Below are 18,314 nucleotides of genomic sequence, written 5' to 3'. Positions count from 1 at the left end.
AACGCGCCCTGCGCGCAAGAGTGAGGCAAGCGATGACCGACTACGTATCCGTCGGCGGCCTGAAGGTCGCCAAGGCCCTGTTCGATTTCGTCGACCGGGAAGCCCTCCCCGGCACCGGCGTGAACGCCGAGGCTTTCTGGGTAGGCGCCGAGCGCCTGATCAACGACCTTGCCCCGAAAAACCGTGTGCTGCTGGCCAAACGCGATGACCTGCAGGCGCAGATCGACCGCTGGCATCAGGCACGTGCAGGCCAGGCCCATGATGCGGCCACCTACAAAGCGTTCCTGGAACGCATTGGCTATCTGGTGCCAGAGCCTGCCGACTTCAGTGCCAGCACGGCGAACGTCGATCAGGAAATCGCAGAGATCGCCGGCCCGCAATTGGTGGTGCCCGTCAGCAATGCCCGCTTCGCCCTCAATGCCGCCAACGCGCGCTGGGGCTCGCTGTACGACGCACTGTATGGTACCGACGCCATCAGCGAAGCCGGTGGCGCCGAAAAGGGCCAGGGTTACAACCCGGCCCGGGGCGATAAAGTCATCGCCTTTGCCCGGCAGTTCCTTGACCAGGCCGCGCCGCTCGCCGTGGGCAGCCACGGCGATGCTCAAAGCTATGCCGTGGAGCAGGGGGCGTTGCTGGTAACGCTGGCCGGGGGCCAACGCACCGGCCTGAAGCAGCCCGCCCAATTGATCGGCTACCAAGGGGATGCGGCCCAGCCCCATGCTTTACTGTTGCGCAACCACGGGCTGCATTTCGAGATCCAGTTCGACGCCGAGCATCCGATCGGCAAGACCGACGCGGCGCACATCAAGGATGTGGCCCTGGAATCCGCCGTCACTACCATCATGGATTGCGAAGACTCGGTCGCCGCCGTCGACGCCGAAGACAAAGTGCTGGTTTACCGCAACTGGCTGGGCCTGATGAAAGGCAACCTTGCCGAAACCGTGAGCAAGCAAGGCAGCACCTTCACGCGCACGCTCAACCCTGACCGGCAGTACCAGGCCGCTGCCGGTGGCGAGCTGACCCTGCATGGCCGCTCGCTGCTGTTCGTTCGCAACGTCGGCCACCTGATGACCAGCGACGCGGTGCTCGACGCCCAGGGCAATGAAGTGCCCGAGGGCATCCTCGACGGCCTGTTCACCTCGCTGGCGGCGATCCACGACCTCAACGGGCAGGGCACGCTGCGCAACAGCCGCAGCGGCTCGGTGTACATCGTCAAACCTAAGATGCATGGCCCCGAGGAAGTGGCCTTCACCGTCGAGCTGTTCGGCCGTATCGAACAGGTCCTGGGGTTGGCAGCCAACACCTTGAAGGTCGGGATCATGGACGAAGAGCGGCGCACCACGGTGAACCTGAAAGCCTGCATCCATGCGGCGCGTGAGCGTGTGGTGTTCATCAACACGGGCTTTCTCGACCGCACCGGCGATGAGATCCACACCTCCATGGAGGCCGGGCCGATGGTGCGCAAGGCCGCGATGAAGGCCGAACCGTGGATTGGCGCTTACGAAAACCAGAACGTCGACCTGGGCCTGGCCACAGGCCTGAAAGGCCGGGCGCAGATCGGCAAGGGCATGTGGGCCATGCCCGATTTGATGGCCGAGATGCTCAAGCAGAAGATCGGCCACCCCAAGGCCGGTGCCAACACCGCCTGGGTACCCTCCCCCACGGCCGCCACGCTGCACGCCTTGCATTACCACCAGGTCGACGTTCAGGCGCGCCAGGCCGAAATCGCTGGCCGGCCGCGGGCAGCACTGGACGACATCCTGCGCATTCCGCTGGCCAACGACCTGGGCTGGTCGGAGCAGGAAATTCAGGAGGAGCTGGACAACAACGCCCAGAGCATCCTGGGCTACGTGGTGCGCTGGATCGACCAGGGCGTGGGTTGCTCTAAAGTGCCCGACATCCATGATGTGGCGCTGATGGAAGACCGCGCCACCTTGCGCATTTCTAGCCAATTGCTGGCCAACTGGCTACGCCATGGAGTAACCACAGAGCAAGACATCATCGCCAGCTTCAAGCGCATGGCACCGGTGGTCGATCGGCAGAACGCAAGCGACCCGTTGTACCGGCCCATGGCGCCGGAATTCGACGACAACATTGCCTTCGAAGCGGCGCTGGAGCTGGTACTCGACGGCGCCCGCCAGCCCAACGGCTACACCGAGCCGGTGCTGCACCGCCGCCGTCGCCAATTCAAGGCCGCGCAACGCGGCTAGGGGGAACCGGGGCGGCCATGGCCGCCCCGGTCAGTTGAGGTTCAGCTCCCGGCGCACCAGCGCAAGCAGCTCGGCGATATCGATGGGTTTGAGTAGAAAATCCACCACACTCAAGTGCATGGCTTCGATCGCGTCTTTCACCTCGGCGTTGCCCGAAATGATGATGATCGGCATGGCGGCACGCTCAGACGCACGCACCTGCCGGATCAGGCTGAGCCCATCTTCGGGGCCCATGCGCAGATCGGTGATCAGCAGGCTGATCGAGCGATTGCTCATCAGCAGCTCCAACGCCTGATGGGCGCTGTCGGCCAACAGGCAGCCAATGCCATGCAAAGCCAGGATTTGCGCCAACAGCTCCCGTGAATCACGGTCGTCATCGACCACCAGCACCCGCCCGGCGGCTGGCTCAGGCGCCAACAGCACTTCGCTGAGGGCTTCGCGTTCGGCGTCGGTGAGAATATCCAACTCGATCATAGGCAGTGTCGGCTTCCAGCGAGTGAGCGCTCTGTCTACGATAGACCACGCATTATTCTGACCGCCGCAAAGGGTGAGGTGTGCGCCCTGACGCGATAATTTCCACTTTGTCTCGGTTTTTAGACTTACGTCCAATGGGCACGTGGGGGAGCAAGGCACAGCATGGGTTTCGATAACAAAAACAACGGTGCATGCCCATGAGCAAAGCCGACGCTCTCACCCAGGCCGGCCGTACGGCGGTGCTGCAGAACGTACAGGGCACGATGCAATTCCTGCAACGTTTCCCGCCGTTCAATCAGATGGACCTGGCCCACCTCAGCTTTCTGGTAGAACAATGCCAGCTACGGTTCTTCGCCAGCGGGGAAAGCATCCTCAAGCCCTCCGACGGGCCGGTCGAGCATTTTCATATCGTCAAGCAAGGCCGGGTGGTGGGCGAGCGCCCCCACAGCGCTCGCGCAGGCACCGAGACCACTTTCGAGATCACCACCGGCGAATGCTTCCCGCTGGCCGCCCTGCTCGGCGAGCGGGCTACCCGCACCGAACACCTGGCTGGTGAAGACACCTTTTGCTTCCAATTGCCCAAAGCGGCCTTCATCCGGCTTTTTGCGCTCTCCGAGCCGTTTCGAGACTTTGCCCTGCGCGGGGTGAGCAGCCTGCTCGACCAGGTCAACCAGCAGGTGCGCCGCCAGGCCGTCGAAACCCTGGGCACGCAGTATTCACTCAATACCCGGCTGGGCGACCTGGCGATGCGCCACCCGGTGACCTGCGAGGCGGCTACACCCGTGCGCGACGCGGTGCGGGCCATGCATGAGCAACAGGTGGGTAGCATCGTGATCGTCGGCCCGGAGCAGGCGCCTCTGGGCATCTTCACCCTGCGCGACCTGCGCCAGGTGATCGCCGAGGGGGCAGCAGACCTTGCCAGCCCCATCGAGGGCCACATGAGCCCGGCGCCCTTTGCACTGACACCGGAGGCCAGCGCCTTCGACGCCGCCATGGCCATGACCGAGCGGCACATTGCCCATGTGTGCCTGGTCAAGGGCGGCCGGCTGTGCGGGGTGGTATCGGAGCGCGACCTGTTCTCGCTGCAGCGGGTCGACCTAGTGCACCTGGCGCGCGCGATCCGCCACGCCCCCCGGGTGGAGACACTGGTCTCGCTGCGCGGCGAGATCGGCCAGCTGGTCGAACGCATGCTGGCGTTCGGCGCCTCCTCCACTCAGATCACCCGCATCATCACCCAGCTCAACGACCACACCACTTGCCGAGCGATCGAGCTGTGCATCGAACAGTGGGGCGACCCCGGCCTGCCCTTTACCTGGCTCACCTTCGGCAGCGAAGGCCGCCAGGAACAAACCCTGCACACAGACCAGGACAACGGCATCCTGTTCGAGGCCGACGATGCGGTGCAGGCCGAGCAATACCGCCAGCGCCTGCTGCCGCTGGCGCACCAGATCAACCTGGCGCTGGCCCAGTGCGGTTTTGCGTTGTGCCAGGGCCAGGTAATGGCCGGCAACCCCGAGCTGTGCCTGTCGCGGGCCGAATGGTCGCGGCGCTTCGCCGGGATGGTTCGCGAAGCGACTCCGGAAAACCTGCTGGCCTCCAGCATCTATTTCGACCTGCGTGGGGTGTGGGGCGATGAGCGACCTGTGCATCACCTGCGCCAGGGTGTGATTGCGCAGATCGCCGCCAGCCCCTTGTTCCAGCGTTTCATGGCCGACAACGCGCTGCGCCAGCGCCCGCCGGTAGGCCGCTTTCGTGACTTCGTGCTCACCCGCAAAGGCAGCGACAAGGCCGCCACCCTCGACCTCAAAACCCAGGGGCTGGGCCCGTTCGTCGATGGGGTGCGCCTGCTTGCACTGGCCAACGGCATCGACAGCAGCAACACCCTGGAGCGCTTGCGCCAGTTGGTGCTGCGCGAGGTGATCGACCCGCATGACGGCGCAGCCTACGAAGAGGCGTATCAGTTCATCCAGCAAACACGCATGCAGCAGCACCAGAGCCAGGCCCGCAATAACCTGCCGCTGGGCAATCGGCTGGACCCAGACACCCTCAACCACCTCGACCGGCGCATCCTGCGGGAATCGCTGCGCCAGGCACAACGCCTGCAAGCGAGCCTGAGCCTGAGGTATCAGCTGTGAGGCTGTTCGATTGGCTGCGCGGTGCGCGCAACCCCAACCCCACCCATCAAGCGCGCCTGGCGGCGTTGCCCACGCCGCAGCCATGGCAAGCCAACCAGAGCCTGGCCCAGCAACGCTGGGTGGTGGTGGATGTGGAGACCAGCGGCCTGAACCTGACCCGCGACGAGGTGCTCTCGATCGGTGCAGTGGCCATTGAAAATGGCGCCATCAAACTTCAGGCCAGCTTCCAGTGCACGCTGGCACGCGAACATCGCCCCGGCCCCAGCGTACTTCTGCATGGGCTGGGGCCGAATGCGCTGGCTGCCGGGGTCGAGCCTGCGCAGGCCTTGCTGGACTTTCTCGACTACGCAGGCGACAGCCCTTTGCTCGCCTACCACGCGCCGTTCGATCAGCACATGCTGGCGCGGGCGATGAAACATAGCCTGGGGCATCGCTGGCAGGCGCTGTTTCTGGACGTCGCAGAGCTGGCGCCGATGCTGTTTCCCAACGGCCCACGCCCCGGGTCAGGCCTTGATGACTGGATCGCTCACCTGGGGTTGCACATTGCCGAGCGCCATCACGCAGTGGCCGACGCGCAGGTCACTGCCGAAATGGCATTGATGCTGTTCGCCTATGCACGCCGTGAAGGCATCGACACGCCCCAGGCGTTGGCCCAACGGCTGGAGCAATGGCGCCGGCGCCAAGCTCAACCGCGCCTGTAGAAGCTCAGCCGCGGCAGTCCGGTTGGCCAGCCACGTAGCGGCGCGCGGGGTTGACGGCAGCACCGAACTCGCGCAGGCCCTTGGCACCGATCAGCAGGGGGTAATTGAAGCTGCTGCGGTCGGTGAGGTTGACTTCGATGGTGCGCTGAACCTCGCCCAGGCAGAGCGCCAATTCGATTACCGGGCGCTTGGCCACCTCGACGTTTTCATCATCGCCATCGTTTTCATCGGCGCGGCTCTTGATTCGGCTGACACGCGCCACCTTGTGTTCGTAGACCTTGCCATCGCTGCCTTTGGTCGCCAGCCGAAAGCGCACCCACTCATCACCGTCTCGGGTAAAGGTTTCGATGTCTTTGGCCGACAGTGAGGCGGTCAACGCCCCCGTGTCCATCTTCGCCTTGAGCGTCTGGTCCAGCTCCGGCAGCTGGAAATACTCATAGCGGCCGTAGATCGTCGGTTCATCGGCCAAGGCAGGGAGCGCCAGGAACGGTAGCAGCGCGAGCGCGTATTTCACGTCGGAGGTTTCCTTTCATATCCAGGTGCGTAGGCATTGGACCTTCGCACCGACATTGGTTCGCCTAAGGTACGGGCAGGCTGCTGGTAATAAAAAGTAAAAATTTCATGAACTAACGCTCAGTCGGCGCGATTTGGCGCCGGGCGGCCACCCCCGTATCATTGCCAGCCAGACCATTTCCCAAGAGTCACCCCATGCTCACAGGCCTGGCCACTGCGCTGCTGTTGTTGCTCAACACCCTGACCCTGATCGGCCCGCTGGTGCTGCTGGGGCTGCTCAAGCTGATAGCCCCAGGCCGCAGCCGTGACCTGATGTCGGCTGGGGTAATGTGGCTGGCTGAAACCTGGGCCGAAATCAACAAGGCAATCTTCGCCCTGTGCACGCCTACCCGCTGGGACATCCGAGGCCTTGAGGCGCTGAGCCCGCGCACTTCCTACCTGGTGATGAGCAATCACCAGTCCTGGGTCGACATTCCGGCCTTGATCCAGGCCCTGAACCGCCGCGCGCCGTTCTTCAAGTTCTTCCTCAAGAAGGAATTGATCTGGGTGCCGCTGCTGGGCCTGGCCTGGTGGGCGCTCGACTACCCCTTCATGAAGCGCTACAGCAAGGCCTTCCTGGCCAAGCACCCGCACCTGCGCGGCAAAGACCTCGAAATCACCCGCAAGGCCTGCGAGCTGTATAAACGCCAGCCGGTCACGGTGGTGAACTACCTTGAAGGCACACGCTTCACCCAGGCCAAGCACGACGCCCAAGGCTCACCCTTTCGCAACCTGCTCAAGCCCAAGGCCGGGGGCGTGGCCTTCGTGCTCGCGGCGATGGGCGACAAGCTTGACCGCCTGCTGGATGTCACGGTGGTGTACCCCAGCCGGCAGGCACCGGGGTTCTGGGACCTGCTGTGCGGGCGTGTGAGCCAGGTGATCGTCGACATCCAGAGCCGCGACATCGACCCGGAGCTGATGACCGGTGACTACGAGAATGACCCAGCTTTCCGTGAGAAGGTGCAAAGCTGGGTGAACCAGCTGTGGCACGAGAAAGACGAGCGGATCGAGCAGCTGAGGTTGCAGATCAAGTAAGGGCCCGCCCGGCAAGCCGGCTTCCCATCACTCGACCTCACTACCAGGCCGAGCAGCGCGAAGGCGGCCGCCAAGCGGCCTGGGGGGTCAGCGGAAGGGCGGCTCGTCGAAACTGCGCAGCTTGCGCGAGTGCAGCGAGTTGAGCTCGGTACGCAGCAGGTCGAGCGCGGCGATGCCGATCTTCAGGTGCTGGCTGACGGCCCGGTTGTAGAACGCATTCGCCGAGCCCGGCAACTTGATCTCACTGTGCAGCGGTTTATCCGATACGCACAGCAAGGTGCCGTAAGGCACTCGCAGGCGGTAACCCTGGGCGGCGATGGTGCCGCTTTCCATGTCGACTGCCACGGCACGCGACAGGTTAATCAGCGGGCGCTCCTGGGCCCAGCGCAGCTCCCAGTTCCGGTCGTCATAGGTCAATACGGTGCCCGTGCGCAGGCGCTTCTTGAGCTCGTCGCCGCGCTCCCCTGTGACTTGCGCCGCCGCTTCCTGCAACGCCAGCTGCACCTCGGCCAGTGCCGGAATCGGAATGTGCGGCGGCACCACTCGATCGAGGATCCCGTCACGGCGCATGTAGGCGTGGGCAAGCACGTAGTCGCCGATGGTCTGCGACTGGCGCAGCCCGCCGCAGTGGCCGATCATCAGCCAGCAGTGCGGGCGCAATACGGCCAGGTGGTCAGTGATGTTCTTGGCGTTGGAGGGCCCCACACCGATGTTCACCAAGGTCACGCCGTCGCCGTCGGCGGCGATCAGGTGGTAGGCCGGCATCTGGTAACGATGCCACACCACGCCAGCGACGATGGCCTGGGCCTCGCCGTTGTCCATGCCCTTTTCGATGATCACGTTGCCCGGCATCACCATGCGCACGAAGCGCGGGTCGTCGCGCAACTGCTCAAGGCCATGGGCGACGAACTGGTCGACATAGCGATGGTAGTTGGTCAGCAGGATCCACGGCTGCACATGGCGCCAGTCGCTGCCGGTGTAATGCACCAGCCGGCGCAGGGAGAAATCGGTACGGGCCGCGTCGAACAGCGACAGCGGCATGGCGTCGGCGCCTGCCCAGTCGAGCAGGCCGTCGGCGACACTGTCGGTCACTGCCGAGAGGTCGGTGCTGGGGAACACACGGGCCAGCTCTGCCGCAGTCACGCCGGTGCCGGCCAGTTCGTCGCCCTGGTCGACCACGTAGGGATACGGGATGTTCTGGTCGCTGCGCCCCACTTCCAGCGAAACGCCGAAATCGCGCAGCAGCGGGCGCAGTTGCTCAAGCAGGTATTTGCGAAACGCCGAAGGCTGGGTAACGGTCACCGAGTAGGTGCCGGGCACTTGCAGCTTGGCGTAGGCCCGCGTGGTGCTGGGGATCTCGCCATGTGCCTGGTAAACCACCCGCAGCAACGGGTAGCGAAACTGCAGGCGCTGCTCGGCGGTGGGTTCGGTACGGTCCTTGAGGTAGCGCTTGAGCGCCTGGTTCAAGGCCCCGGTGGCGTGCTCGTGAAGAGCCGCCAGGTGCTCGACTGCCTCTTCAGGCGTATTGACCCGGATGAAATCATCGATGGTGTCGCTCACGGTGTTGATCCTTGTGCTCGGGCGTACGCCCATCTTGCCTGCTTTGCACCTGCTCACTCAATGGGGCTGGCACGCGCCACCAATGCCTGTACCGCCACCCCTCGCGGCAGCGTGCCGAAGGCCCGGTGCGCGGCGCCAAGCCGGCTGGCGATGAAAGCATCGCTGACATCGCTGTCACCGTGCTCGAGCAGCAACTTGGCCTGCAGGGCCAGGGCAATGGATTCGGTCAGTTGGCGGGCCCGGTAATGGCCCTGGTCAGTATCGGCCAGGTCACTTTTCAGTTGTGTGATGGCTTCGGCGAGCAGCCGGCTGCCGTGGCCATCGCCCAGCTCGGCGAACAGGCTGTCGAGCACGCCAGGCTCGCGCTCCAAAGCCCGTAGCACATCAAGGCATTGCACGTTGCCCGACCCCTCCCAGACGGAGTTGACCGGCGCCTCGCGATACAGCCGGGGCAGAATGCTGTCTTCGATGTAGCCTGCGCCACCCAGGCATTCGGCGGCTTCGTTGATCATCGCCGGCGCCCGTTTGCAGATCCAGTACTTGCCCACCGCCGTCACCAGCCGTACAAACGCTGCTTCGCCCCGGTCCAGCGCCTGCGCCATGCGCAGGCTCAAGGCCAGTGCCGCCTCGCTTTCCAGCGCCAGGTCGGCAAGCACGTTCTGCATCAGCGGCTGCTCAGCCAACACCCGCCCCCCAACCTGGCGCCAGGCGCAGTGGTGGGTCGCCTGAGTCAAGGCCTGGCGCATCAAGGCACTGGAACCGACCATGCAGTCGAAGCGGGTCAGGGCGACCATTTCCAGGATGGTAGCGATGCCCCTGCCCTCTTCGCCGATCAGCCAAGCCAAGGCGCCCCGAAGCTCAAGCTCGCTGGACGCATTGGAGCGGTTGCCGAGCTTGTCCTTGAGCCGCTGGATATACACTTCGTTGCGGCTGCCGTCAGGCCGCTGGCGCGGCAGCAGAAAGCAGCCCAGCCCGGCCTCGGTCTGCGCCAGGGTGAGGAAACCGTCGCACATGGGCGCGGAACAGAACCACTTGTGCCCCAGCAGTTCATAGGGCTGCCCCGAGCCGCGCTGTCCCACCGGCCAGGCACGGGTAGTGTTGGCACGCACGTCGGTGCCGCCCTGCTTCTCGGTCATGGCCATGCCGAGGGTAAGCCCGGTTTTTTCGCCCGCCGGCAGGTCGCGCGGGTCGTAACTGCGCGCCAGTACCTTGGGCAGCCAGGCCTGGGCGATCAGCGGTTCGCGGCGCAACACCGGCACGCTGGCGAAGGTCATGGTCAGTGGGCAGCCGGTGCCCGGTTCGGCCTGGGTGTGAAGGTAGGTCGTGGCGGCCCGCGCCACATGAGCGCCCGGCCCAGGCGCAGCCCAGGGCGCCGAAGGCAGGCCATGTTCGATGGCAGCCTTCATCAACTGGTGGTAAGCCGGATGAAACGCCACTTGGTCGATGCGGTGGCCTTGGCGATCGTGGCTGTGGAAGACCGGCGGGTATTGATTGGCGAGAAACCCTGCGGCCATCAATGGCCCGCCCGCCAGCGCCCCATAGGCATCGATCTGGGGCTCAGCCCAACCGGCACCGAAGTGCCGCACCCAGGCCTGCAGGGGCAAGTCGATACGGTAGAGGTTGCAGTCTTCCAGCAAGGGGGGCTGGTTGGTGACCTTGTGGGTCTCAGCGTAGGCACGAAGGTCCATGGCAGGCTCGCTCTGGCAATCGACCCCTACCAGTGAAGCACGCTTGTGCCCTATACGCTGGCGGCCACTCGCACGGTGCGGTTGGCCAGTAACCGTTGCATGGCCGCCTGTACGTCGTCGAAGCGTGTCGGGCGTTCGACGAACACCGCCACCCCGGCTTCGCGGCATTGCTCACGCTCGGCGGCCTGCAACGCTGGCCCCACGGCCAGCAGCAGCACGTCGGCAGCCCCACGCAGGGCCAGTGCGCGCCTGGCCAACTCGGGTGCCGGCACCGGCTCATCCAGCACCACCACATCCACCGGCTCGGTGCGCAGCAAGGTCAGTGCAGCCTCGCTACTTTCCGCCGTGCGGATGCGGTAACCCAGGCGCAGCAGCATGCCGCGCAGCACCAGTTGCTCGACGCTGTGGTTGTCGTTCAACAGCACCGTGAACGCCTGCGGTTCATGCAGCCCTGCTGGCACATCCAGCGTGCCGCCCTGCACAAGCGCCGGGGCACCCTCTACCACGGCCACTGGCAGCTCCACCTCGAAGCGGCTGCCTTGCCCCGGCACTGAATGATGCCGCAAACACCCACCCATCAGGGTCACCAGCTGCTGGCAGATGGCCAAACCGATACCCAGGCCACCATGCTCACGCGTCATCGAGCCGTCCAGTTGCTGGAAACGCTGGTACAGCGCCTGGCTGTCGATATCGAAACCAATGCCGGTATCGACCACGCAGAACCGCAGCGTCGGCTGCTGGTCGCTGCCTACCCGCGTGACGCTCAACGCCACCGCGCCCTGGCGGGTGAACTTCACCGCATTGTCGAGCAGGCAGCTCAGGGCAGTGGCGAGTTTTCTGGGATCACCCTGCACCCGTTCGGGCAGGCCGTCACCGAGGTTTATCGAGAACCCCAGGCCCTTGTCATGGGCGGCACCCAGGTGCTGCATCTGCAGCCCTTCCAGCAGCGCCTGCAGGCGAAACGGCTCCTGGCTCACCTTCAAACGCCCGGCTTGGAGCTCGGAGAGAATGAGGATGTCGTCGATCATGCGCATCATGTCGCGCGCAGAGCCGGCGGCGGTCTCCTGGTATTGGGCAAGCTCGGTGCCCATCGGCACGGTCTGCATCAACTCAAGGGAACCGATCACCCCGTTCATGGGCGTTCGCAGCTCATGGGTGAGGGTTGAAAGAAATTCGTCCTTCAGGCGGTTACTCACCTGCAACTGCTGGTTCATGGCTTCAAGCTTCTGCCCGGCGTCGAGCAGGATACGCGCCTGCTGTTCGCGCATCACGTTGATGCGATCGGCCAGCGCCAGCGACAGCAACGCGACCTCAAGGGTCGAGCCCAGCTGGCTGGCGTACATGGTGATGAACAGGTTCGGCAGCAGGCCCAGCACCATCAGCGTATTGATCACGCCCCCGAGCAGAAACGCCGTCCAGGCAATCATGAAGTAGCGAGCCTGGCGCAAGCCGCGGGCCCAGGCGACCACGCCGGTGAAGAAGATGACCAGGGTAAAGCTCAATGCCAGGGCGGTCGCCAGGCGCAGCGACAGGCCGTAGCCGGCTGAAAGCGCCAGCACCATGACCAGCACGCCCCATGCCATCAGCAGTTTGAGCAGGCGATCACCCCAGCGGCTGTAGCGCGCCGTCTGCAGGAAGCTTCGAGTGAACTGGCAGCCAAAGAAGCCCGACGCGCCGATCAGGAAGGGCGTAGCGGCGTTGGCCCACCAGGGGTTATCGGGCCAGAAGAACTCCACCCCTGCGCCGTTGACCGATACCTGGTACAGCCCGAACGAAGCAATGTAGAGAATGTAGTAGAGGTAACTGGTATCCCGAACGCTGATGTAGATGAACAAGTTGTAGACGAGCATCACCAGCAGCACGCCGTAGATCATGCCCAGCACATACAAGCGCACCGGCTGCTCTTCGAGGTAGGCGATCGGTGACCACAGCTTGAGCGGGATCTGCACCGAGCCTTCGCTCTGCACCCGCAGGTAGACCACCCGCTCCTGCCCGGGCGAGAACGGCAATTCGAACAGGTAGTTGTTCTGCCGTATCGGCCGGCTGGCCCAGGGCAGCTCATCGCCGGTGCGCTCGGTGAGCTGATACTGCCCGCCGGCATCGGGCAGGTACAGGTCGACGTGGTCCATCGGTGGATAGGCCAGCTCCAATAGCCAGCGGCGGGTCCCGCCGTCGCCCAATTGCGGCTGGTAGCGCAACGCCACGCGAACCCACCACGCCGAGGTCGAATAGCCTGCGTTGATCACATCGGTGGCATTGTGGCGCAGCTGCCCGGCGGCCGCCTTGGCCACGACCTGATCGATGGTGGCATCGCCGCTGGGGTCTTCCAGCACATCGAGCGCGCGGCCCAGGGGCAAAGAGCGGGTGCTGTCGTCGAAATCGACCGCTTTGGCAATCAACGGCAGCCAGGCCAGCAGAAGAATGAGGATGTAGCGCATTGGGCTTGGACCTGGCTTGGGCGCGACGCGTCGGGAGCCCCCGTTTCCCTGTGAGACGACGCTGCGCAAGACCTGTAATCAGTGTCGCGGCATCCTAGCATAGCCTTAAGCCATTATGTACGGCGGGCTGGCGACCGGCGCAGGCCTGCGAGCGCCAGGAGAAACAAAAAACCCGCCCTGCGCCAAGGTTAGCGCAAGGGTTTGGTGGTAAGCTCGCCGACCATGAATATTTACAGCTCCCGCCCCGTAGTTCTCTGCCTTTCCGGCCACGACCCCAGTGGGGGCGCCGGCCTGCAGGCAGATATCGAAGCGCTGCTGGCACAGGGTTGCCATGCTGCGCCAGCTGTCACTGCGCTGACCGTGCAAGACACCGTCAACGTCAGCGATTTTCGAGTGCTTGACCGCGAGTGGGTGCTGGCCCAGGCGAATGCGGTGCTGGCCGACTCTCCCGTCGCGGCGATCAAGCTCGGCATGCTCGGCTCGCTGGCGATGGTCGACACCGTCGTGGAAATCCTCCAGGCCAACCCCGGCATCCCGGTGGTCTGCGACCCGGTGCTGCGTGCCGGCGGCGGCGGGCGCCTGGGCAAAGATGAAGTGGGCTACGCCATTCGCGAGAAGCTCCTGCCACTGGCCACCATCGCCACGCCGAACCTCCCGGAGGCCCGCATTCTCGCCGAGTTGCCCGAGGGCAGCGCCGATGAGTGTGCAGAGCGCCTGTTGCCGGTTTGCCAGCATCTGCTGATTACCGGCGGCCACGGCGAAGAAAACGAGATCCACAACCGCCTGTATGGCCGTGAGGGCCTGCAGCACACCTCCATGTGCCAGCGGCTGCCGGGCAGCTACCATGGCTCGGGCTGCACGCTGGCCAGCGCACTGGCCGGCCGCCTGGCGCTGGGCGAGGCGCTGGCCAGTGCAGTAAGCAGCGCCCTGGACTACACCTGGCGCACCCTGCGCGACGCCGAGCGGCTCGGCCGCGGGCAGTACGTGCCTCGCCGCCTGCCGCTGGACTACTGCAACTGACCCACCACTTCGGGAGGCTCCGATGACACTGCGCGGCCTGTATGGCGTGACCGACAGCCAATTGCTGCACAACCGTTTCCTGACCTGGGTGCAGGCTGCGCTCGACGGTGGCATGGTGCTGCTTCAATACCGCGACAAGTCCTTCGACGAATCCCGCAGGCTCCGTGAAGCCAGCGCTTTGATGAAACTCTGCGAGCCCTACCGTTGCCAATTGATCATCAACGATGACGCGGAGCTGGCCGCACGCCTGGGCGTCGGCGTGCACTTGGGCCAAGGCGACGGGCCGTTGTCCGCAGCTCGCTCGTTGCTGGGCCCCCAAGCCACCATTGGTGCCACCTGCCATGCCAGCCTCGAGCTCGCCGAGCAAGCTGTGCAACAAGGGGCAAGCTATTTGGCGTTCGGTCGCTTCTTCGGCTCGGGCACCAAGCCGCAGGCGCCCCCGGCACCGATTGAGCTGGTCAACCAGGCGCGCGAGCGGTTCAGGCTGCCAGTGTGCGTGATCGGCGGCATTACCCTGGCCAACGCCCCTGACCTGGTCGAGCGCGGGGCCGACTTGCTGGCCGTGGTCGGCGGGCTGTTCGGTGCAGACACCGCCACCGAGGTCACCCGCCGCGCGCGAGCCTTCAACGCCCTGCTGGGCCTTTGAATCCAACGTTTTTTGAGAGTGAATACCATGTCCCGTTCGCAGAGCCTGTTCGAAAAAGCCCAGAAGCACATCCCCGGCGGTGTGAACTCGCCCGTGCGGGCCTTCAAGAGCGTGGGCGGCACACCACTGTTCTTCAAGCACGCAGAAGGTGCCTATGTGGTCGACGAAGACGACAAGCGTTATGTCGATTACGTCGGCTCATGGGGGCCAATGATCCTGGGCCATAGCCACCCCGATGTACTCGATGCGGTGCGTCGCCAGCTCGACCACGGCTTGTCCTACGGGGCGCCAACGGCCATGGAAACCGACATGGCTGACCTGGTATGCAAACTGGTGCCGTCCATGGAGATGGTCCGCATGGTCAGCTCCGGTACCGAAGCCACCATGAGTGCCATTCGCCTGGCACGGGGCTACACCGGCCGCGACAGCATCATCAAGTTCGAAGGCTGCTACCACGGGCACTCCGACAGCCTGCTGGTCAAGGCAGGCTCCGGCGCCCTGACACTGGGGGTGCCGAGCTCCCCGGGCGTGCCAGCAGCCTTCGCCCAGCACACGCTTACCCTGCCGTTCAACGATCTGGCGGCCGTAGAGCAGATGCTGGGCGAGCGCGGCCAGGACGTCGCGTGCATCATCGTCGAGCCGGTGGCCGGCAACATGAACTGCGTGCCGCCGGCACCGGGTTTCCTCCAGGGGCTGCGTGCGCTGTGCGACCAGCACGGTGTGGTGCTGATCTTCGATGAGGTGATGACGGGCTTTCGCGTGGCCCTGGGCGGCGCGCAGGCGCATTACGGCGTTACGCCCTGCCTGTCGACCTTCGGCAAGATCATCGGCGGCGGCATGCCGGTAGGCTGCTTCGGTGGAAAGCGCCAGATCATGTCGCACATCGCCCCGCTGGGCCCGGTCTACCAGGCGGGCACGCTGTCAGGTAACCCGCTGGCGATGGCCGCAGGGCTCACCACGCTGAACCTGATCAGCCGCCCCGGTTTTCACGACGAGCTCACCGCCTACACCACGCGCATGCTCCAAGGCCTGCAAGACCGTGCCGATGCCGCAGGCGTGCCCTTCGTGACCACCCAGGCGGGCGGGATGTTCGGCCTGTACTTCAGCGGCGCCGATGACATCGTCACCTTCGACGACGTAATGACCAGCGACGCCGAACGCTTCAAGCGTTTCTTCCACGCGATGCTCGACGGCGGTGTGTACTTGGCGCCCAGCGCGTTCGAAGCCGGCTTCACCTCCATCGCCCACGGGGAAAAAGAGCTGCAGATCACGCTCGACGCCGCTGAAAAAGCCTTTGCCGCGCTCTGAATCAATGCTTGGCCGCCTGCCCTTTGAGGCGGTTTTGGAAAAAAGCCGGGGAAACACTTTGTAAGCAGTACCCGGCTTATTTCATAATGTATGCAATCAGATCCAAGGTGGCTTTTAGCCACTGCGCAGAGGTACCCCAACCCTCATGAACCACACCGGCCGCGCCTTCGCACTCGGTTGCCTTTTGCTCGTACAGCCTTTGCTGGCCGTGGCGGATGGCAATGCGTTGCTGATTCCCGCGCAAGGCCGCTGCAGCCTCGATGCGCAATCGGCCGACCTTGCCCAGGCGATCGATGCCTGCAAGCGGCAAGCCGATGCGGGCAATGCGCAGGCTCAGTATGAACTGGGCGTGTTGTATTACGAGGGCAAGGCCGTGCCTCAGGATTTGCAACAGGCGCTGAGCCGCTTCGAGCAAGCTTCGCTGCAAGGCCATGCCGATGCGCAATACCGCCTGGGGTTGATGTTCTTTCACGGCGAGGCGGTGCCGGCCAACAACGTTCAGGCCTATATCGTATTGAAGATGGCCGCCGTAAATGGTGCCGAAGACGCGCTGGACAGCGCCGACGAGGTCTCAGCCCAGATGAGCCCGCAGGATCTTGAAAACGCCACTCAGGTGCTGGGGCAGATTTTCCGCAAATACCTCATGGAGCTGCAGACCGCCGACGGCGGGCGCACGCCCTTCTCTCCGCTGCCCTGATCACTTGCTCGGAACGGGCATCGGAAAAGGCATCACATTGCTGCTGCCACTGGCCTCAGTGATCTTGGCCACACCCAGCCGTTCGACTTCATCGATGCGCACGATCGAGTGCATCGGCACGAAGCTGCGCTTGACGCCTTCGAATTGCGCCTTGAGCTTCTCTTCGGACGGGTCGACGATCATCTGGGTGCGCTCGCCGAACACGAACTCTTCCACTTCGAGGAACCCCCACAGATCGCTCTGGAAGATCTGCCGGGCATACATTTCGAAGACTTGGCCCTGGTTCAGGAAAATCACACGGTACACGGCAGTTTCAGGTTTGCTCATCGGACAGGTAGCACTGGGTTGAAGGGACGCGAAGCATAGCACAGCCATACAGCGGGCCACCCTAGGAACCGGGGCGCCGGCCCTTTATAATGCGCGGTTCATTCGAACACCCTGATGACGCGCAATGGCCAAGAAGCTCTATATCGAAACCCACGGCTGCCAGATGAACGAGTACGACAGCTCGCGCATGATCGACCTGCTTGGCGAACACCAGGCCATGGAAGTCACCGCCAAGGCTGAAGACGCCGACGTGATCCTGCTCAACACGTGCTCGATTCGCGAGCGGGCGCAAGACCGCGTTTTCTCTCAACTGGGCCGCTGGCGCGAGCTCAAGGAAGGCAAGCCGGGGATGGTCATCGCCGTAGGCGGTTGCGTGGCCAGCCAGGAAGGCCAGGCTATTCGCGATCGCGCCCCGTACGTCGACGTGGTGTTCGGCCCGCAAACGCTGCATCGCCTGCCGGAAATGATCGACGCGGTGCGCACCACCCAGGTGCCGCAAGTCGACATCTCGTTCCCCGAGATCGAAAAATTCGACCACCTGCCCGAGCCGCGGGTCGACGGCCCCACCGCGTTCGTTTCGGTGATGGAAGGCTGCAGCAAGTACTGCACCTTCTGCGTGGTGCCCTATACCCGTGGCCAGGAAGTCAGCCGCCCGTTCGACGACGTCATCGCCGAGGTCATCCACCTGGCTGAGCACGGTGTGCGTGAAGTCACCCTGCTGGGGCAGAACGTCAACGGTTACCGTGGCACCACCAGCGACGGGCGGCTGGCCGACCTCGCCGAGCTGATACGGGTGGTCGCGGCGGTAGAGGGTATCGAGCGCATCCGCTACACCACTTCGCACCCGCTGGAGTTTTCCGACAGCCTGATCCAGGCGCACGCCGAAGTGCCGGAGCTGGTCAAGCACCTTCACCTGCCGGTGCAATCGGGCTCCGATCGCGTGTTGGCGGCGATGAAACGCAACCACACCATCCTCGAGTACAAGTCCAAGCTGCGCAAACTTCGGGCTGCCGTGCCCGACATCTGCATCAGCTCCGATTTCATCGTTGGCTTTCCTGGCGAAACCGAAAAGGACTTCGAGCAGACCCTTAAGCTGGTCGCCGACGTGAACATGGATTTCTCTTTCTCCTTTGTCTACAGCCGCCGCCCCGGCACGCCGGCGGCAGACCTGGCCGACGACACGCCTGAAGACGTCAAGAAGGAGCGCCTGGCGCGGTTGCAACACCTGCTCAACCATCAGGGGTTCGAGATCAGCCGGCGCATGGTCGGTAGCGTGCAGCGCATCCTGGTCACCGACTTTTCCAAGCGCGACCCCGGCGAGCTACAGGGGCGCACCGGCAACAACCGTATCGTCAATTTCAAGTGCGCCGACCCGACACTCATCGGCCAATTCATCGAGGTGCACATCGACCAGGCCTACCCGCACTCGCTGCGCGGCTCGATCGTGCAATAGCCCCCTGACCGATGCCAGCAGCGCGGCAGCTTTCGCGCTCTGGCATCCGGGGTTATCCTTGATCCTATCT

General features: G+C 64.2%; 15 protein-coding genes. 9 read left to right on the top strand and 6 right to left on the bottom strand.

Annotation, left to right across the window (positions count from 1 at the left end; translation table 11 throughout):
• Positions 1 to 32 precede the first annotated feature (32 nt).
• Positions 33 to 2,210: a malate synthase G gene (locus F474_RS12245; RefSeq protein ID WP_097084670.1), complete on the top strand. Its 2,178-nt coding sequence runs from the start codon at positions 33 to 35 to the stop codon at positions 2,208 to 2,210.
• Between the two features lie 30 nt (positions 2,211 to 2,240).
• Here the strand turns inward: F474_RS12245 and F474_RS12240 are convergent, their stop codons facing one another.
• A complete protein-coding gene (locus F474_RS12240) occupies positions 2,241 to 2,684 on the bottom strand; it encodes a response regulator (protein ID WP_097084669.1) in 444 nt (147 codons plus the stop codon).
• A 197-nt stretch (positions 2,685 to 2,881) separates the two neighbouring features.
• Between F474_RS12240 and F474_RS12235 the strand changes: the two genes are divergently transcribed.
• Together F474_RS12235 and F474_RS12230 are read left to right on the top strand one after the other, a co-directional pair.
• A complete protein-coding gene (locus F474_RS12235) occupies positions 2,882 to 4,819 on the top strand; it encodes a putative nucleotidyltransferase substrate binding domain-containing protein (RefSeq protein WP_097084668.1) in 1,938 nt (645 codons plus the stop codon).
• Entirely contained in the window at positions 4,816 to 5,520 is a 705-nt protein-coding gene (locus F474_RS12230) for a PolC-type DNA polymerase III (protein WP_097084667.1), read from the top strand. The genes F474_RS12235 and F474_RS12230 overlap by 4 nt, the downstream gene beginning before the upstream one ends.
• Before the next feature lie 4 nt (positions 5,521 to 5,524).
• On the opposite strand, the gene F474_RS12225 is transcribed toward F474_RS12230, so the two are convergent.
• On the bottom strand, positions 5,525 to 6,034 hold the full coding sequence (locus tag F474_RS12225; protein WP_097084666.1) for an ATP-dependent zinc protease: 510 nt from the start codon (positions 6,032 to 6,034) through the stop codon (positions 5,525 to 5,527).
• A 194-nt stretch (positions 6,035 to 6,228) separates the two neighbouring features.
• Between F474_RS12225 and F474_RS12220 the strand changes: the two genes are divergently transcribed.
• Positions 6,229 to 7,107 (top strand): acyltransferase, encoded by an 879-nt coding sequence (locus tag F474_RS12220; protein ID WP_097084665.1) that lies wholly within the window; start codon positions 6,229 to 6,231, stop codon positions 7,105 to 7,107.
• Between the two features lie 87 nt (positions 7,108 to 7,194).
• Here F474_RS12220 and amn read toward each other — a convergent pair whose 3' ends face one another.
• Genes amn through F474_RS12205 form a run of 3 tightly spaced genes read right to left on the bottom strand, consistent with a single transcriptional unit; the run spans position 7,195 to position 12,793 of the window.
• Positions 7,195 to 8,667: an AMP nucleosidase gene (amn, locus tag F474_RS12215; protein WP_371916132.1), complete on the bottom strand. Its 1,473-nt coding sequence runs from the start codon at positions 8,665 to 8,667 to the stop codon at positions 7,195 to 7,197.
• A 53-nt stretch (positions 8,668 to 8,720) separates the two neighbouring features.
• Positions 8,721 to 10,355, bottom strand: a complete 1,635-nt coding sequence (locus F474_RS12210) for an acyl-CoA dehydrogenase family protein (RefSeq protein WP_097084663.1) — start codon at positions 10,353 to 10,355, stop codon at positions 8,721 to 8,723.
• A gap of 50 nt (positions 10,356 to 10,405) precedes the next feature.
• Positions 10,406 to 12,793 (bottom strand): hybrid sensor histidine kinase/response regulator, encoded by a 2,388-nt coding sequence (locus tag F474_RS12205; RefSeq protein ID WP_097084662.1) that lies wholly within the window; start codon positions 12,791 to 12,793, stop codon positions 10,406 to 10,408.
• A 222-nt stretch (positions 12,794 to 13,015) separates the two neighbouring features.
• On the opposite strand from F474_RS12205, the gene F474_RS12200 reads away from it, so the two are divergent.
• From F474_RS12200 to F474_RS12185, 4 genes are all read left to right on the top strand, one after another.
• Entirely contained in the window at positions 13,016 to 13,813 is a 798-nt protein-coding gene (locus tag F474_RS12200; protein WP_097084661.1) for a hydroxymethylpyrimidine/phosphomethylpyrimidine kinase, read from the top strand.
• Between the two features lie 22 nt (positions 13,814 to 13,835).
• A complete protein-coding gene (thiE, locus tag F474_RS12195) occupies positions 13,836 to 14,459 on the top strand; it encodes a thiamine phosphate synthase (RefSeq protein ID WP_097084660.1) in 624 nt (207 codons plus the stop codon).
• 27 nt (positions 14,460 to 14,486) lie between these two features.
• Positions 14,487 to 15,767, top strand: coding sequence for a glutamate-1-semialdehyde 2,1-aminomutase (hemL, locus tag F474_RS12190; protein WP_097084659.1), 1,281 nt, complete (start codon positions 14,487 to 14,489; stop codon positions 15,765 to 15,767).
• 145 nt (positions 15,768 to 15,912) lie between these two features.
• Positions 15,913 to 16,464 (top strand): tetratricopeptide repeat protein, encoded by a 552-nt coding sequence (locus F474_RS12185; protein ID WP_097084658.1) that lies wholly within the window; start codon positions 15,913 to 15,915, stop codon positions 16,462 to 16,464.
• On the opposite strand, the gene F474_RS12180 is transcribed toward F474_RS12185, so the two are convergent.
• The gene (locus F474_RS12180) at positions 16,465 to 16,791 is read right to left on the bottom strand and encodes a DUF1820 family protein (protein WP_097084657.1); all 327 of its coding nucleotides are present in this window, start codon (positions 16,789 to 16,791) and stop codon (positions 16,465 to 16,467) included.
• A 124-nt stretch (positions 16,792 to 16,915) separates the two neighbouring features.
• Between F474_RS12180 and miaB the strand changes: the two genes are divergently transcribed.
• Entirely contained in the window at positions 16,916 to 18,244 is a 1,329-nt protein-coding gene (miaB, locus tag F474_RS12175; RefSeq protein WP_097084656.1) for a tRNA (N6-isopentenyl adenosine(37)-C2)-methylthiotransferase MiaB, read from the top strand.
• Positions 18,245 to 18,314 lie beyond the last annotated feature (70 nt).

It is taken from the genome of Pseudomonas sp. URIL14HWK12:I12 (assembly GCF_003097135.1).
Classification (GTDB): Bacteria; Pseudomonadota; Gammaproteobacteria; order Pseudomonadales; family Pseudomonadaceae; genus Aquipseudomonas.
Note: the sequence above shows the minus strand (reverse complement) of the source record. Positions and strands in the feature narration are given on the sequence as shown.

Bases quoted from the DNA above. Each gene is read 5' to 3' on its own strand.
- F474_RS12245 (WP_097084670.1), top strand. From the start codon at position 33: ATGACCGACTACGTATCCGTCGGCGGCCTGAAGGTCGCCAAGGCCCTG.
- F474_RS12180 (WP_097084657.1), bottom strand. From the start codon at position 16,791: ATGAGCAAACCTGAAACTGCCGTGTACCGTGTGATTTTCCTGAACCAG.
- F474_RS12210 (WP_097084663.1), bottom strand. From the start codon at position 10,355: ATGGACCTTCGTGCCTACGCTGAGACCCACAAGGTCACCAACCAGCCC.
- F474_RS12205 (WP_097084662.1), bottom strand. From the start codon at position 12,793: ATGCGCTACATCCTCATTCTTCTGCTGGCCTGGCTGCCGTTGATTGCC.
- hemL (WP_097084659.1), top strand. From the start codon at position 14,487: ATGTCCCGTTCGCAGAGCCTGTTCGAAAAAGCCCAGAAGCACATCCCC.
- thiE (WP_097084660.1), top strand. From the start codon at position 13,836: ATGACACTGCGCGGCCTGTATGGCGTGACCGACAGCCAATTGCTGCAC.
- F474_RS12235 (WP_097084668.1), top strand. From the start codon at position 2,882: ATGAGCAAAGCCGACGCTCTCACCCAGGCCGGCCGTACGGCGGTGCTG.
- F474_RS12200 (WP_097084661.1), top strand. From the start codon at position 13,016: ATGAATATTTACAGCTCCCGCCCCGTAGTTCTCTGCCTTTCCGGCCAC.
- miaB (WP_097084656.1), top strand. From the start codon at position 16,916: ATGGCCAAGAAGCTCTATATCGAAACCCACGGCTGCCAGATGAACGAG.
- F474_RS12220 (WP_097084665.1), top strand. From the start codon at position 6,229: ATGCTCACAGGCCTGGCCACTGCGCTGCTGTTGTTGCTCAACACCCTG.
- F474_RS12185 (WP_097084658.1), top strand. From the start codon at position 15,913: ATGAACCACACCGGCCGCGCCTTCGCACTCGGTTGCCTTTTGCTCGTA.
- F474_RS12240 (WP_097084669.1), bottom strand. From the start codon at position 2,684: ATGATCGAGTTGGATATTCTCACCGACGCCGAACGCGAAGCCCTCAGC.